This is a genomic window from Maribellus sp. CM-23 (assembly GCF_021354595.1).
Classification (GTDB): domain Bacteria; phylum Bacteroidota; class Bacteroidia; order Bacteroidales; family Prolixibacteraceae; genus Draconibacterium.
Genome location: NZ_JADWYJ010000003.1, coordinates 141272 through 158370, shown reverse-complemented (window position 1 = coordinate 158370; position 17099 = coordinate 141272). Strand labels below are relative to the sequence as shown.

The window sequence follows — 17099 nt, the reverse complement described above, 5'->3', positions numbered from 1 at the left end:
ATTATAACGACAAAACAACCAAGACCATGTACTTATTAGGATTCGACATCGGGAGTTCTTCCGTAAAAGTTTCACTCATCGAAGGAGAAAAAGGCAACCTGGTGACCAGCGCTTTTTACCCAAAAGAAGAAATGAAGATTACCGCCCTGAAGGCAGGCTGGGCTGAACAGGATCCCGAGCTTTGGTGGGAAAATCTGAAGCTGGCTTTGGCTGAAGTATTATCTGTTTCGAGGGTATCTCCTGCCGACATTGAATCCATTGGTATTTCTTACCAAATGCACGGACTGGTGATGGTGGATAAAAACCGAGAGGTGATCCGTCCGTCCATCATTTGGTGCGACAGCCGAGCTGCGGCATACGGCGACAAAGCTTTTTTTGAAATTGGCGAACAACGCTGCCTCACCCACTTGCTGAATTCACCCGGAAATTTTACTGCTTCGAAACTTAAATGGGTGAAAGAAAACGAGCCACGCCTGTTTGAGAGAGTTCATAAAATAATGTTGCCGGGCGATTACATTGCCATGAAATTAAGCGGGCAGGTTCAAACCACCGTAAGCGGTCTTTCCGAGGGAATTATGTGGGATTTTTCAGAAAATTCACTCGCTGAATTACTGTTGAACAATTATGGCTTTTCGTCCGATATCATCCCCGAAATTGTTCCCACATTTGCTGTTTCCGGTCAGCTTTCTGAAAAAGCAGCAAAAGAACTGGGACTCTCCCCCACTACAAAAATAAGTTACCGGGCCGGCGACCAGCCCAACAATGCGCTTTCGCTCAATGTGCTCAATCCCGGAGAAATTGCCGCAACGGCAGGAACTTCGGGGGTAGTTTACGGAGTAAGCAGCGAAATAAAATACGACCCCTTGTCGAGAGTAAATACCTTTGCGCACGTTAACCACCAAGCCAGCCATCCCCGCCTGGGGGTTTTACTCTGCATCAACGGCACCGGTATCCTGAATGCCTGGCTAAAAAGAATGACAGGCGAAAACCTATCTTATGAACAAATGAACGAGATGGCTGCTGCAATTCCGGCCGGAGCCGAAGGCCTAAGCATTTTACCCTTTGGAAACGGTGCTGAACGTGTGTTGAGCAATAAAGACATTGGCTCGGTATTTTCGGGCCTGAATTTCAATATTCACCACAAAGGACATCTTTTAAGAGCCGCCCAGGAAGGGATCGTTTTCTCGTTTAAATACGGAATGGAAATTATGGAGAACATCGGAATCCGCGCATCTGTTATCCGTGCGGGAAAAGCCAATATGTTTTTGAGCCCGCTTTTCCGGGACACACTGGCCGGAGTTTCGGGAGCTACCATTGAATTGTACAACACTGACGGATCGGTTGGAGCTGCGCGAGGCGCAGGAGTTGGGTCTGGCTATTATCGGTCGTTCGAAGAAGCCTTCTCCAACCTGAAACGGCTGGAAGTAATCGAACCGGATGCTTCAAAAACGGCTCAGTACAATGAAGCTTATGAAAACTGGAAAGCTGTTCTGACCAGGGAAATCAATTAATCATTCACAATAAAAAAATACAAAATGGAAGTTTTAAAAGGAAACAAAGAGTATTTCAAAGGCATTGGCCAGGTTAAATACGAAGGCCCTGATTCAAAAAATCCGCTGGCATTTAAATGGTACGACGAAAACAGAATTATAGCCGGAAAGACCATGAAAGACCATCTGCGTTTTGCGGTGGCTTACTGGCACACTTTCTGCGCCACCGGCGAGGATCCGTTTGGGCCGGGCACACAAGTTTTCCCCTGGAAAGGAGCCAGCGACCCCATGGACGCCGCCAAAGAAAAGATGGATGCTGCTTTTGAGTTCATCACAAAAATGAATATTCCGCATTACTGCTTTCACGATGTGGATGTAGTGGGTGGTGGAACTGTTTTTGAAATTGAAAAACGGCTCGAGAAGATGGTGGAAATTGCCAAACAAAAACAGGCTGCTTCCGGTGTTAAATTGCTTTGGGGAACAGCCAATGTTTTCTCTGACCCACGCTACATGAACGGCGCATCAACCAATCCTGATTTCAATGTGCTGGCCAATGCAGCTGTTCAGGTAAAAAATGCGATCGACGCCACGATCGAACTTGGTGGAACCGGTTATGTTTTCTGGGGCGGGCGCGAAGGTTACATGAGCCTGCACAACACCGATACCAAACGTGAACTCGCACATCTTGGCAAATTCCTCACCATTGCCCGCGATTATGGACGCAAAGCTGGATTTAACGGGACATTTTTCATCGAACCAAAGCCGATGGAACCGACCAAACACCAATATGATTACGATGCACAAACCGTCATTGGCTTTTTGAAAGAACACGGTCTGGAAAAAGATTTTAAACTAAATATTGAAGTAAACCACGCCACGCTGGCAGGCCACACTTTTGCACACGACCTGAGAATGTCAGCCGATGCAGGATTGCTGGGCTCCATTGATGCCAACAAGGGAGACTACCAGAATGGCTGGGATACTGACGAATTTCCGACCAACATTTACGAGGTTACCGAAGCCATGCTCGAAATTCTGCAGGCCGGCGGTTTTACACACGGCGGTATTAACTTCGATGCCAAAACCCGTCGTAACTCTACCGACCTGGAAGACATCTTTATCGCACACATTGGTGGTATGGATGTATTTGCCCGCTCACTGGTTATTGCCGACAACATCCTGAGCAATTCGGATTACCTCGCTCGCCGGAAGGCCCGCTACGCCTCGTTCGATAGTGGAAAAGGTGCCGAATATGAAGCTGGGAAACTTAGCCTGGAAGATCTTTATGCGATTGCAGGAGAAGTGGGAGAACCAAAACAAATCAGCGGAAAACAGGAACTGATTGAGCAACTGATCAATTGGTATATATAAAGATCTGGAAACGTCAGGTATCCGGGGATATCTGATAATTTAATTGACAAAGTGAGTAGTGAGAAACAGGAATTACATCCTTCTCACCACTCACTTTTTTCTATAATAATCGTTAAAACTTCACTCTTGACCGGAGGGCTTTGCCCAATTTTCTTCTCACTAGTCTTCCGTTTGTACTGACTGATATTTCCGAAAATCATTCACCTAAAGCATGATTCGGTCTCATTATTTGAAAATGGACCATTTAAATAAGTTTGGCATTCTTGATTCTGTTCGGTAATTCCTAGTGAAAGGTCAGTGAAAGCATTGATTTTAGATGGTATTCTCAAAAAACGGTATTTTTCAATCTGTCTTTTAGTACACGAATAACATGATTTTTATCATAAAATAAATACCCATCGCTTTTAAAACAAATCCGGTAAATATTCAAAAAAAAGCAAGGGTATTTTATAACATGTTGTCTTTTTAATAGCACTTAATAATCAACAAATTAAGGAGATCCGCTATTTAACTTTTAACAAATATTAATTAATTTTTAAAAATGATAAAGGTTTAAATCAATTTTATATTATCTTAGCGAAGCCTTAATAAAATATGAATTAGAAACTTATAACACTACCTTTTCTCTATTAGACCAATAAGTTTTCTGATCTAACTAAACTAGACTATGAACAATCGGGTTATCGGCCAAAAGGGTAACCCGTTTTTTTTTGTACTTACCCGAGATTAAGTTTCCGGAGATTGTTTTTGAACCGCAGATAGAACAATATGCCGGCCGTTGTCAAGCCTACCAAATAACCGAACCAAATTCCCTGCGGACCAAAATCAAGCAGAAAAGCAAAGCCGTAACTGGTCGGGATTCCTACCAGTAAATAGGCAATAAAGGCAATGAGCATGGGTTTTGTTACGTCAGCCATTCCGCGCAACGTACTTTGCATTATCACCTGTAATCCATCAAATAATTGAAACACCGCTGCAATAATCAGCAATTCGGCTGCGATTTGAATTACCTCTACATCGGTTGTAAACAAATACGGCAGAATCTTCCGGCCCACAATAAATAACAGGGCGGTAAGCGACATAAAAGCCAAAACCAGGTGAGTAGAGGCAAATGCGGCTGTTTTCATAGCTGCATAATCCTTTACGCCCATTTGATGGCTTACCCGTATGGTGTTAGCCTGTGAAACTCCTAAGGCAATCATATAAGCGGTGGAGGCTAAGCCGATGGCAACCTGGTGTGCAGCCAAAGCTGTTTCGCCCAGCCATCCCATCATTACGGCACCAATCGCAAAAGATGTGACTTCCACAATCAACTGAAAACCGATTGGAATACCAATTTTCAACACGCCAAACACTTTCTGCCTAGAAATTTGTTGAAGCCTGGCCTCGGCAAAATAAGAACTTAGCTGGGTGTTGCGCGCCACATAGAACGCATACAAAGCAGGCATAATCATCCGCGAAACCAGCGTTCCAATTCCTGCCCCCAGTAAGCCCATTTCAGGCATCCCAAATTTTCCAAATATAAAAAGGTAGTTAACAACAATGTTCACCACATTGGAAGTAAGGGTGATATGCATGGCCATTTTTGTGTTCCCGATCCCCTCAAAAAACTGTTTTTGAGAGAAAAACAACATAAATGGAAAATAAGACGCACACAATAACAGGTAATATGGTTTGGCCAGTTCCAACACATCCCTCGGCTGCCCCATCATCGGAAGGAAAAAATACACGCTAAACATCACGAAGGTAAGTGCCACAGATGCCAGTATATGAGAAAAACTTCCGTTTTTAAGCCAAACCACAATAGTATCCCGGTCGTTTTTCCCGAATGCAGCTCCCACCAAAGGAGTAAGGCCATAGGTAACTCCCATGCCAAACACCATCCCGATCATAAAAACGCTGTTGGCAAAAGCGGCCGCTGCCAACTCGGTAGTTCCCACGTGTCCCACCATCATGTTATCCACAAGGGCGACCATCACCTGCCCTATTTGCGACAAGACAATCGGAAGAGCCAGGTGCAAATTTCGCTTATAAAAAGGTATGTAATGTTGAATTTTCACGGCGCAAATAAACAACATCCTGCCCTATAGAAAAAATTTTACCCTCTAATTCTGATTATTGAAGCGGTAAGAGAGCTTAAACGTAACGTAAGGTTTACGGACAAAATGTGATTCTACATTTAGATTATCGCCCCTGGTGACCGTATTGTACCGAATTGAGTTAAACACGTTTGCCCACGAAAACTCAACGTCCCATTTTCGTTTCATAAAAGATTTCCGGAGGGCAAGATCGGAATAAGCATAAGCATCGCGCTTAACCTGGGCATTCAAAAATGGGCTTAAATAAGCAAACAGGTACCGGACAGAAAAGGTCTTTCCTATTTTAAATGTATTGTTAAAGCGAACGTCTCCCCGTATTTGTTCCTGTTCATTCTGATGATTATCCAGATCAACCGTCAGACGATAGAGGTACAAACTGGTTGAAAGATTGGCATTCCACCATTTAAAAAGATCATATCCGGTCATCAGCTCAGTTCCTGCGCTCAAGGATTTTCCAACGTTCTCTTTTGTCCAGATGACCGTATTATTTTCCCCCGTCCGGTAATAGCTCTGAATCAAATCGTCGGTAGTCCGCGCAAAAATCTCTGCCGACACAAAGTTATCGCCCCACGAACGGATATAACCCAATTCGTATGCGTTGGAATAAGAGGGCATCAGGTTTCCGTTTCCGGTATAATAGATATAAGGAGTTTCATAACGCTTCAAGGGAATTAACTCGTAATAATCAGCTCTGCTAATTCGCCGACTGTAGTTCAGCGACAATTGGTTGTCGTCAGAAAAATTATAAACCACGTGCGCCGAAGGAAAGAAATCGGCAAAGTCTTTCTCCGCCGGTATTTCTACTTCTGATTCATCCTCTGCCTGATAGCTGTAATTCGATTTTCGTCGGGTATACTCCATTCTCATCCCCAACTTGTAATCCAGTTTGCCAAAGCTGCTCTCGAATGTGGCATAGCCCGAAAATATATTCTGCTCGAACCTTACTTTTTGCTCTTGTTTCTCATCCTCAAAAAGCCAAAGTCTGTTTCGTTCATCAAATGTTCCGCTCTGCGTGGTAACTTTTGGAATATGATCGAGGTTGACCTCTGCACCGATCTCCAGTGTCGACTTATCCGAAAACTTGTTTTTATAAGCCACATTGGTTTCCACAATCATTTCGTTGTACTCTTTTGAGCGGTATCCCAGTTTCTCAAAACCATCGACGAATGTTTTGGTATCGATTTTACTCTCTTTCAACGGATGCAGGTAAGTTGAATAATCGGCGTAAACCGTTAACAAGTGCGAACGGTCTTTTGTAAATGCATGTTCGTAAGTGGTAACCGCCCGCAAATAACGGTAATACATTTTAAAACGGCTTTCGTAGTCGTACGATTCAGCCCCCAGCAGTTCGCCCGAAAGATATTCCGATTCTTTATAAAACCCCAGATCGGTGTATTTGCTGGAGCGTTGAACGGGATCGGCACTCAGCATAAAATCAATATAGTCTTTATCCGAAAGATCGTAGTTCAACCCAAACTCCACATAACTGTTGTTTACCCGCTCTTTTTTTACCAAGTCAGAAAAGGTCCGGTATTCCTGCTCTCCATTGGTAATGATTTGATCAGAAGTGGTAGTAAATTTTCGCTGCACAAAATCATCCAACTGCCCCTGGATGTACCAGCCTCCTTTCTTCCCTTTCTGATCGATTGAGAAAAGCCATTCGTACGATCCCAAAGTAGAAACCCGGGCACTGGTATTGATGGCATAACCTTCCAAACGGCTCCGTTTTAAAATAACCTGGATAATTCCCGCGGTGCCTTCAGCATCGTATTTCGCAGTTGGATTGGTAATAATCTCGATGTACTGAATCTGGTCGGCAGGTATCTGGCGTAGTTTTTCTTCTCCGTTCAACTCCGGCCGTCCGTTAATATAAACCAGGAAAGTCCCATCCCCGCGATACGTAAGCCGACCATCCAGATCAAGTTGTAACGATGGCATGTTTTCAAGCAGATCGATGGCCTTATCGGCTCCCGGAAAACTTTTCGCGTTGATTATTTTGCGATCGACCTGGTACGAAATACCCCGTTTTTCGGAATTAACGGTTACTTCGTCCAGATTTTTTGAAGAAATAGATAAAGCAGTGGTTCCCAAATCGTACTGCGATTGGTCGATCACAAACGGATTCACCACCTCTGCGTCGTAACCAATAAAGCTAATTTTCAATTTGTAATTTCCGTAATCAATATCCCTGATCGTAAAAACTCCTTCGGCATCGGTAATGCCTCCCACAATGCGGAGCGAATCGTGATCAAGTTTCAACGTGATATTCGCATACGAAATCGGATTGCCTGTATGTTTGTCGATCACCTTTCCCCACAACTTTGAAGTTTGAGCAAAAGACATCGAACCATACAACGCAACAAGTAAGAACAACGTTATTTTCACAATATACAAAACCGCTTTTCTCATTCAATCAGTTAGGCTTTGATGACGAACGAACTACAATGCTTCCGGTTAATCGTATCCGGGTGTATTTCTACTACCATTTGAGATTACACAGGCTTTATTGACTGCTGTTTATTTAAGGGCCCGAAGTAATTTCCGAATAATGGTCGGTTAGTTTTCTATCACAAATTTAAATTTGTTTTCTAATTAACAAAACATCCAACCCTGAAAATTTCACTTTTTGACTCAATCTGCATTTTTTTCAAATTCAGGAACTTAAAAAATATTGGGATGGCTGTAAATTGACAATTATTAACACAAATCCATTTGAGGTTAAAATGTCTTCAAATATTTTACGTCGGCAAAATTCAGGGCATTAAACAATTTTAAGTTCGCTGAGTTATTTATAGCAGAATTTTAGACAGCTTAATTTTATTTGAAACTTCTTATGAATAAAATCAAAAAGATTCTGATCGCAAACAGGGGGGAAATTGCGATTCGTGTTATGCGCACCTGCCGTGAGTTGGATATTGAAACTGTGGCCATTTACTCGGAAGCAGACAGAACATCTCTTCACGTTCGTTACGCACACGAAGCCTATTATGTAGGGAAAGCCCCTTCATCAGAAAGTTATCTCAACATTGAAAAGATTATTGAGGTCGCCAAGAAAAGTAAAGCCGATGCCATACATCCGGGTTACGGGTTCCTGTCGGAAAACGCAGCTTTTGCCCGCAGATGTGCGGTGGAAGGTATTATTTTTATTGGGCCTTCGCCTGAAGTAATTGTACAGATGGGCGATAAAATACAGGCACGCGATGCCATGATAAAAGCCGGAATACCCGTTGTTCCGGGAACCGAAGGTGAGATCAAATCGGAGCAGGAAGCCTTGGAGATCATCAAGGAAATAGGACTTCCGGTAATGATTAAAGCATCAGCCGGAGGTGGAGGAAAAGGGATGCGACTCGTAAAAAGCGAAGCCGACGTAGTCTCGTCGGTTCGTGCTGCCCGCTCCGAAGCCAAAGCAGCTTTTGGCGACGATGCCGTTTACATCGAAAAATATATTACCTCGCCGCATCACATCGAATTCCAGATCCTTGCCGATCAGCACGGAAACACTGTTCATTTATTTGAAAGAGAGTGTTCGGTGCAACGGCGCCATCAGAAAATGATCGAGGAAACACCTTCTCCGTTAATGACTCCCGAATTAAGGGAAGAAATGGGGAAAGCCGCCGTTGAGGCAGCGCAGGCCGTAAATTATGTAGGTGCAGGAACCATCGAGTTTTTGGTGGACAACAACCTGAACTACTATTTCCTTGAAATGAACACACGCCTGCAGGTAGAACACCCCATTACCGAACGCGTTACGGGAATCGACCTGGTAAAACAACAGATTTACGTTGCTGAAGGTCAACAACTTGATTTTGCACAAGAAGACCTGAGACAGCTTGGACATGCCATCGAATGCCGTGTTTATGCTGAAGATCCTGACAATAATTTTATGCCAAGTGCCGGGAAAGTGTACAAAATCTCCGATCCGCTGGGGCTGGGAGTACGTACCGATGGCTATGTTTACGAAGGTTACGAAATTCCGATCTATTACGACCCGATGATCTCGAAACTGATCGTTTGGGGCAAAACCCGTGACGAAGCCATTGGCAGAATGCGCCGGGCCTTGTACGAATACAAAATCACCGGGGTAAAAACTTCGATAAAAATGCTGGAACGGGTGATGAAAAATGAAAATTTCATCCAGGGGAATTACGATACCCATTTCATCGAAAAAAACCAGGAGCAGTTAATGGGCAAAGACCACACCGAAGATCCGGTTGACATGGTTATTATCGCCGCTTTTATCGACTACCTGGATAAATTATCGTCAGTCTCTACCAATCAAAAAGAATTTACTCCGGCCCAGAGTCGCTGGAAAAAAATTCCTTATGTAAATCATTTTTAAGTTCTGAATATGGCAGTAGAAATAAAAATAGGCGACAGAGTTGCCTGGGTTAATTTGCTCAAACAAGATGGCAACATCCTGGAAGTGGAAGTGGATGGCAAAAAATACGAAGTTGACCTGATGCACACTGCTGACGGGACTTTTTCCATTCTCGAAAGCGGCCACTCTTACGACATTGAACTGGTTCCGTCAGGAGCTCCTAAAAAATACACGGCCTACACGCTGTATGAAACATACGACGTGGAAGTGATTGATGCCGAAGCCCGTTACCTGCAAAACCGAAATGCAAACGGAACGGCGGCTGCTGAAAGTAAAATTACCTCGCCCATGCCGGGCAAGGTGGTTAAAGTGCTGGTATCAGAAGGCGACCCGGTACAAAAGGGAGAAACCGTATTGATTATTTCGGCCATGAAAATGGAAAGCGAATACAAGGCTCCCAAAGACGGCATCGTAAAAAAAGTTTTTGTAAAAGCTGACGACACAGTTGACAGCAACCAGGTTTTAATTGAATTGGAGTAAAATCAAACATTGAAAGTAGCCGTAACAAACCACAACAACGAGTGCGAAAAAGTTACGCTGCCTAACCAAAAGACAAATTACAAGAGATGAATTTAAAGGAAAAATACGAACAGCTCGAAACGTTTAACCAGCAGGCCGAATTAGGTGGTGGCCAGGACCGCATTGAAAAACAACATGCATCCGGCAAGAAAACCGCCCGCGAAAGAATTCAGCAATTGCTCGACCCCGGGACTTTTAATGAAATCGACAAATTAATGACCCACCGAAACTACGATTTCGGGATGGAAACCAAAAAGATACTGGGTGACGGTCTGATCTCGGGTTATGGAAAAGTTAACGGCCGCCTGGTGTATGTATTTGCACAGGATTTTACCGTTTTCGGAGGTTCACTTAGTCGTGCCAACGCCGACAAAATTGTAAAGATCCAGGAACTGGCCCTCAAAATGGGAGCACCGATCATTGGCCTGAACGACTCAGGCGGTGCCCGCATCCAGGAAGGTGTTGAAAGTCTGGCTGGCTATGCCGATATTTTTTACAACAATGTGATCGCTTCGGGCGTCATTCCACAAATTTCAGCCATTTTAGGTCCTTGTGCCGGAGGTGCCGTTTACTCACCTGCGCTTACCGATTTCATTTTTATGGTAAATGAAAAAAGCCACATGTTTGTGACCGGTCCCGAGGTTATAAAAACCGTTACACACGAAGACGTAACAAAAGAAGAACTTGGCGGAGCACATACGCACAACACCAAAAGCGGCGTGGCACATTTTAACGGAAACGACGAAGATCAGACCTTAATGATGATTCGTGAACTGCTGAGCTTCCTGCCGTCCAATAACCTCGAAGACCCGCCGGTAAAACCGACCATGGATCCAACGGACCGGGTAGATGAACATCTTCAGGAAATAGTTCCGGCCGACCCGAACAAGCCTTACGATATGCACGAAATTATCCAGACGGTGATTGACAACAAACACTTTCTGGAAGTACAACCGCAATACGCACAAAATATTATTGTCGGATTTGCACGCTTTGGCGGGAAACCCGTTGGAGTGGTTGCCAACCAGCCAGGGCATTTGGCAGGCGTTCTCGACATCAACTCGTCGGTAAAAGCAGCGCGCTTTGTTCGTTTTTGCGATGCATTCAATCTTCCGCTGGTAACCTTTGTTGATGTTCCCGGTTTCTTGCCCGGAACCAGCCAGGAATTTGGCGGTATTATCAAGCACGGAGCAAAATTATTGTATGCTTTTTCTGAAGCTACCGTTCCGAAAATCACCATCATCACCCGGAAAGCCTATGGCGGTGCGTACGATGTAATGTCGAGCAAACACATTGGCGCCGATGTAAACCTGGCATACCCCACCGCCGAAATTGCGGTAATGGGCCCCGAAGGTGCCATCAACATCATTCACCGGAATGTAATGAACGAGGAAGAAAAAGCACAGGCAGTTCAGGAATACCGCGATAAATTCGCCAATCCTTACAAAGCCGCATCACTCGGTTATATCGATGAAATCATTCACCCGAAAGATACCCGGAGAAAAATCATCGATGCACTGGATATGACACAGAACAAACGGAAATCGAACCCGCCCAAAAAGCACGGTAATATTCCGTTGTAACAGGTATAAGGTTTGAACAAATTTGCTTCAAACAAGTAAAATGGATAGCAATGGTGGATGTCTTTCAATAAGATGTTCACCATTTTTATTTTATTAATCCCAAATAAAAGAACTTTGTCAAATCGGCTAAAAAAGATACTTTAGTGGCTCTGAAAAAAGCAAAACTGAAACCACTACTATGAAGTTACCGAAGATCAAACTCCATTGGCAAATCCTTATCGCACTGGTATTATCCGTACTTTTTGGCTACTATGTGCCCGAAGGCATCAAATATACCGCCTGGATGGGAGACATATTTCTGACGGCACTAAAAATGGTGATCGTTCCATTAATCCTTAGCTCCATTATCTCCGGGGTAACAAGCATGGGAAATGGGAAAAACCTGGGGAGGCTTGGCGGAAAAACCATACTGTACTATGTTTCCACAAGTACACTGGCCATTTTTACCGGTTTGATACTGGTGAATGTAATCAGGCCGGGAGTGGGCATCGAAATGGGGTTTAGCCAGACTGTAGAGGATTTGAGTGAAAAAGCCGGTTCGGTAAACGATATTTTAATGCGCATTGTCCCGGCCAATATTTTTGAATCGATGGCCAAGGGAGACATTCTTCCCATTATTTTCTTTGCCATTATTTTCGGTGTTTTCATCACAAAGGTAAACGACAAATACAAAGAAAACCTGACCACATTTTTTGAAGCCGTGTTTGAAGTGATGATGAAAATGACCATGTTCATCATCCAGTTTACTCCGCTGGGAATTTTTGGAATTGTTTCGCGCGAAGTGGCCCGCAATGCTGAAAACCTGGCCGACATTGCCGGCGGTATGGCCGTTTATATGCTAACCGTGGTTTTGGCTCTGGCTATTCACGCCTTTGTTACGCTTCCGCTAATTGTGCGTTTTATTGCCAAGGCAAAGCCTTTTCTGCACCTGAAAAACATGGCTACTCCCCTTCTGACAGCCTTTTCAACTGCCTCATCAAGTGCCACACTGCCACTGAGCATGGAAGCCGTTGAGCACAAAAGCGGCGTATCCAATAAGATTACCAGTTTTACCTTACCTCTTGGCGCCACCGTAAATATGGACGGAACCGCGTTGTACGAGTGCGTGGCGGCCATGTTTATCGCCCAGGTTTACGGGATTGACCTTTCGTTCGTAGAACAACTTCTGATTGTAGTAACAGCATTGTTGGCATCGATCGGAGCAGCCGGAATCCCGATGGCGGGGCTTGTAATGCTTACCGTCATTCTTACCGCTGCCGGCTTGCCACTCGAAGGAATAGGACTGATACTGGCCGTAGACCTCCCGCTCGATATGATGCGCACTACCATTAACGTTTGGAGCGACAGTTGCGGTGCAGTTACCGTGGCCCGGTCGGAAAACGAAGAAACCAATGTGGCGTTGACCAGTTAAAAACAGTGTTTTTTCTACAAAACATGTAATTTCATCTGTCAACGGCTTATTTCTATCGGTCAAATGCAACTTTGATCTACCAACGGTTTTTGGACGAAATTTACTCCTTGTTGGCAGATACTCAGCATTTTATTCAAATAATTAACGTACAATTGCATAAAAGAGTGGAAACAAAGCCAAGGGTTTACGACACAGCTGGTCAGAATTGGCTGCATTTCCACCAAACGAAAAACTGCAATGAAGATCTTTAAGTACAGAGTACTGAATCATATCCTGTTTTGGATAGCGATATTTACGTTTTACACCATACCCTACCTGCTTTCGTACGGGTTTGTAATGGAGGCTTTTATCAATCTCATTTACATTCCGGTAGACATTATCGGGGTTTATTTTGTGATTGAATTCCTGATTCCAAGATACGTATTCAAAAAAAGAAAACTCTTTATTTATTTCCTGGGAACCGTAGCTGTTATTGTTCTCAACATACTGATTTCGCAATACATAAAATACAACATACAACCGGCGCTGGGTTTTTGGGTGATGCGACGCCCTTTACAAACCGAATTGTTTTACGCGCTGCTCAATAATTTCATGATTATCGGAACAGCCACTGCCTTAAAGCTTTTTAGCTATTCATACAATATTCAGTTAACAAAGTCAGAACTGGAACGAAAAACAGTTCAATCGGAACTGGGAATTTTACGTTCGCAGGTAAATCCTCATTTTCTGTTTAATGTTTTGAACAACATCGATTCGCTTATTTTTGAAGACCGGGAAAAAGCCTCCAACGCCATTGTACTGCTTTCCAAAATCATGCGGTACATGCTGCAGGAATCGACCCGCGAAGAGGTAAACCTGGAAAAGGAGATGGAATACATTCATGACTACCTCGAACTGGCACAACTGAGTTTTAGCTCCACCGATTTTGTGCGTTTCGAGCTTCAAGGAACCACCGTTGGGAAGGAAGTCCCTCCCCTGCTTTTTATCCCGATTATCGAAAATGCAGTAAAGCATTGCAACAAACAGTCTCCTGCTCCGGGTATCGAAATTGAGTTCAAAATTGACGACGAGTGCATTGAGCTATTTACCAGTAATTATGTAAAAAGAAACGATTTTAAACTTCCGGACAGTGGCTCGGGCACCGGGTTGAAAAACGTTGAAAAACGCTTGAAACTCCTGCACGGCAACAATTACACTTTTGATATCAACCGGAATATGGATAAATTTGACGTATATATCAAGGTTCCTTTTAAACGTATGCTGAAATGAAAATGAATTGCATTGCCGTTGACGATGAGTTGCTGGCGCTAAAAAAGATACAACGATTTGCAGAGAAGATCGATTACCTGAATCTTCTGGGAACGTTCGACAATGCACTTTCCACCTTTTCTTTTTTACGGGAAAACAAAATCGACCTGATTTTTCTGGACATTCAGATGGACGAATTTACTGGTATCCAGCTGCTCGAAACCATCAAAGATCCGCCTTACGTTATCCTGACAACCGCCTACAACGAATATGCACTAAAAGCATATGAACTTGATGTGGTGGATTACCTCTTAAAACCCATCCCTTTTGATCGTTTTGTAAAGGCAGTGGAAAAAGTATATGCGCGTTTTCTGAAAGACCAGAACCTACGGCAGGTTACGCAGACAGTCCCTGCTCAAAACCTTAGTCCCAACGACCAGTCGGAGTATACTTTTATCAAATCGGGCAACAAAACCGTAAAGGTGTATTTTAATAAGATCCTGTACATTGAAGGACAACGCGATTATTTGCAAATCCACACCGAAGACAGCAAAATTATGACCTTGCTGAATTTCAAAAAAATGCAGGAACTTCTCGATCCGCAAAAATTTGTGCGGGTTCATAAATCCTACATCATTGCGCTTGATAAAATCGACTACATTGAAAACAATGCGATTAAAATCCGTAACAAACTCATACCGGTAAGCAGCACTTACAAAGTGGCTTTCTTTAACCTGCTCAATAAAAATAATTTCATTTAAAGAACTGAAACTAAACCCTATCGACAAGGCTAATATTTTTGGACCAAAATATTTTCAATTGGTTTTAGCTTAATTGGATTGACAATATTCAACCAATCTACATCAATCTTCTCTGTCATACTTTCGGGAAATTTGCTTTTTGGGAGCCCTCCAATAAAACCTGAAACGACAGGGATTTGATTCCTTCAGAAATTTATCTGCCCCCCTCTATTCTTTTACGCTAAGCGCTTCCGCTTTTTCCATAATTCTTTATTTTTGCGCCTGTTTGTCAAATCTAAAATTTAAGGTATGAAACAAAGTCTGCAAGTAGCACTGCTAATTTTGATCATGTTAGGCCTTACCAACTGCCAAAAGGCCAAAACCGACATTTACTACCAAAAGAAATATGTAGGAGAGATAAAAGAAGCGCGAAAAGAGGCTGCTTTTTTTATGGGCAGGAATTTTATACCCGGGGGAAGCGTGGCCATTTGCCTCAACGGGGAGTTAATTTATTCCGAAGGAATGGGTTATGCCTCAACCGACCTGGAAGTACCGGCCAACCGCAAAACCAAATTCAGAATCGGCGATCTTTCGGAATTGTACACCAATGCTGTTTATCAAAAACTCTTGGAAGAAGGAGTTTTGAACGAAGATTCGGCCATTCAAAAATATTACCCGCAGTTTCCGGAAAAAGAGGGTGTTATTACCCCCAAATTACTGGCCTATGAAGTAGCCGGAATCAAAACGCCCGAAGCCGACGACCACCACAGGCATGGCTCAAACATCGGGCTTGAAAAAGCCATTGAACGCTTCAAGGACGATCCGCTGGTGATAAAACCCGGCGCATACCAGCTACCCAGCATTTATAATTACAACCTGTTGGGGCTTGTAATGGAAAAGGCTTCAGGCAAAAACTTTCCGAAGCTTTTAAGCGAATATTTAACCGATACGCTGAAACTTGAAAATACGGTGGTGGATAATCCCTTGGCTACGATCAAAAACAGAAGCGACTTTTTTGAGCTCAACCTCATCTCGCAGGTGGTAAACAGCGTGTTCTACGATCTGCGTCAGAATGCCTCTTCCGAAGGGATCCTTTCAAATGCTGAAGACCTTGCCAAGTTTGGAAATGCAATGCTGCATTCGGAATATTTCAGTAAAGTGCGCGAAAAAACCTTTCAAAAAATAACCATCGCCGACAATGTGGAAGCTGCGATGGCAAATGGCTGGGTGATTTTTAACGACCGCGATGGCCGCCTGGTTTACGGTCGGCAAGGCACAGTTCCCGGAGGCGGAGGTTCATTGATTATGTACCCGGAATACGACCTGGTGATTGCCTTTACCTGCAATGTAACGGCATCGGTTAACGATACGCCTGTATTTACGATGGCTGCTCCATTTTTACCAAAGTCCGCGCCGGAAACAAAAGAAACCGAACAAAAGCAATAGAATTAACAAGTATCGACCCGGCACTGATTTCGCAGGGCTGATTTTGCAGGGTTTCTGTAAAAAGTTTTACTTTTAATGAGGAAACAAAACTTTTTATGGAGACCCTTATTTTATTAGGATTGATCATCGGGCTGGCAGGAGGCATTGCTGTCACCAACCTTTTTTACCGCAAACGCACCGAAAAGCAGCTTCACAGCCAGTCGGTTCTCTTACTCGAAAAAATCAAACAGGTTTGTAAACTGATCACCGTAGAAGGTGAATTTTCCGAAATATTTACGCACCGCGACGAGAAGATTCTGTTCTTCAAACTCTTTCAGGCCGAGAAAAAAGCCTTGCTGATTGTTAAAGCCAAGGTAATGATCGGGTTTGACCTTACCCGTATCAACATCGAAATCAATTCGCATAACAAACAGGTGATCTTATCCAATTTCCCAGATCCGGAGATATTAAGCATCGACAGCGACCTGGAATACTACGACATACAGAAAGGCCTGATCAACAAATTCTCGGAGAGCGACCTTAATAACATGCACAAAAAATCAAAGGAGTTTATCCGTGAAAAGGTTGAAAACAGCCATTTAATTTTAATTGCCCGGCAGCAAGCCCACGACACCGTTTCGGTAATCCGGGAGTTGATCGAATCGGTGGGATGGAAACTAAGCACCGAAAACATAGCACTAAAAGAATCGCCCCAACAAGAGTCGTTAGACAGCTAAATACACCCTTACGTTAATAAAAAACAACAAGCCAAGCGAAAAGAAACCGTCAAAAAGCAGAAACAAAAAATTAGTTATAACTTGCTTTGGTAAAATTC

At 43.5% G+C, this 17099-nt stretch carries 12 protein-coding genes; 10 read left to right on the top strand and 2 right to left on the bottom strand.

Features of this window, described 5'->3' with window-relative positions; all coding sequences use genetic code 11:
* The first annotated feature begins 26 nt into the window (after window positions 1-26).
* Window positions 27-1511 (top strand): xylulokinase, encoded by a 1485-nt coding sequence (locus tag INQ51_RS11690; protein ID WP_233378152.1) that lies wholly within the window; start codon window positions 27-29, stop codon window positions 1509-1511.
* 24 nt (window positions 1512-1535) lie between these two features.
* Window positions 1536-2861, top strand: coding sequence for a xylose isomerase (gene xylA, locus INQ51_RS11685; protein ID WP_233378151.1), 1326 nt, complete (start codon window positions 1536-1538; stop codon window positions 2859-2861).
* Window positions 2862-3577: 716 nt separating this feature from the next.
* On the opposite strand, the gene INQ51_RS11680 is transcribed toward xylA, so the two are convergent.
* Window positions 3578-4882, bottom strand: a complete 1305-nt coding sequence (locus INQ51_RS11680) for an MATE family efflux transporter (RefSeq protein WP_233378150.1) — start codon at window positions 4880-4882, stop codon at window positions 3578-3580.
* 84 nt (window positions 4883-4966) lie between these two features.
* Window positions 4967-7369 carry an outer membrane beta-barrel family protein gene (locus INQ51_RS11675; protein WP_233378149.1) on the bottom strand — a complete coding sequence of 801 codons (2403 nt, stop codon included), beginning with the start codon at window positions 7367-7369 and terminating at the stop codon, window positions 4967-4969.
* Between the two features lie 424 nt (window positions 7370-7793).
* Between INQ51_RS11675 and accC the strand changes: the two genes are divergently transcribed.
* The 8 genes from accC to INQ51_RS11635 all read left to right on the top strand — a co-directional run bounded on the left by accC (window position 7794) and on the right by INQ51_RS11635 (window position 17001).
* Complete coding sequence (gene accC / locus INQ51_RS11670) at window positions 7794-9299, top strand: acetyl-CoA carboxylase biotin carboxylase subunit (RefSeq protein ID WP_233378148.1); 1506 nt, start codon at window positions 7794-7796, stop codon at window positions 9297-9299.
* Window positions 9300-9308: 9 nt separating this feature from the next.
* Complete coding sequence (locus tag INQ51_RS22630) at window positions 9309-9818, top strand: biotin/lipoyl-containing protein (protein WP_317207958.1); 510 nt, start codon at window positions 9309-9311, stop codon at window positions 9816-9818.
* 86 nt (window positions 9819-9904) lie between these two features.
* Window positions 9905-11440 carry an acyl-CoA carboxylase subunit beta gene (locus tag INQ51_RS11660; protein ID WP_233378147.1) on the top strand — a complete coding sequence of 512 codons (1536 nt, stop codon included), beginning with the start codon at window positions 9905-9907 and terminating at the stop codon, window positions 11438-11440.
* A 178-nt stretch (window positions 11441-11618) separates the two neighbouring features.
* Window positions 11619-12851, top strand: a complete 1233-nt coding sequence (locus INQ51_RS11655; protein WP_233378146.1) for a dicarboxylate/amino acid:cation symporter — start codon at window positions 11619-11621, stop codon at window positions 12849-12851.
* 237 nt (window positions 12852-13088) lie between these two features.
* A complete protein-coding gene (locus INQ51_RS11650) occupies window positions 13089-14120 on the top strand; it encodes a sensor histidine kinase (protein WP_233378145.1) in 1032 nt (343 codons plus the stop codon).
* Complete coding sequence (locus INQ51_RS11645) at window positions 14117-14860, top strand: LytR/AlgR family response regulator transcription factor (protein ID WP_233378144.1); 744 nt, start codon at window positions 14117-14119, stop codon at window positions 14858-14860. Before INQ51_RS11650 ends, INQ51_RS11645 begins: the two co-directional genes overlap by 4 nt.
* Before the next feature lie 288 nt (window positions 14861-15148).
* A complete protein-coding gene (locus INQ51_RS11640; protein WP_233378143.1) occupies window positions 15149-16285 on the top strand; it encodes a serine hydrolase domain-containing protein in 1137 nt (378 codons plus the stop codon).
* A gap of 95 nt (window positions 16286-16380) precedes the next feature.
* Window positions 16381-17001: a DUF4230 domain-containing protein gene (locus INQ51_RS11635; protein ID WP_233378142.1), complete on the top strand. Its 621-nt coding sequence runs from the start codon at window positions 16381-16383 to the stop codon at window positions 16999-17001.
* The last annotated feature ends 98 nt before the right edge of the window (window positions 17002-17099 follow it).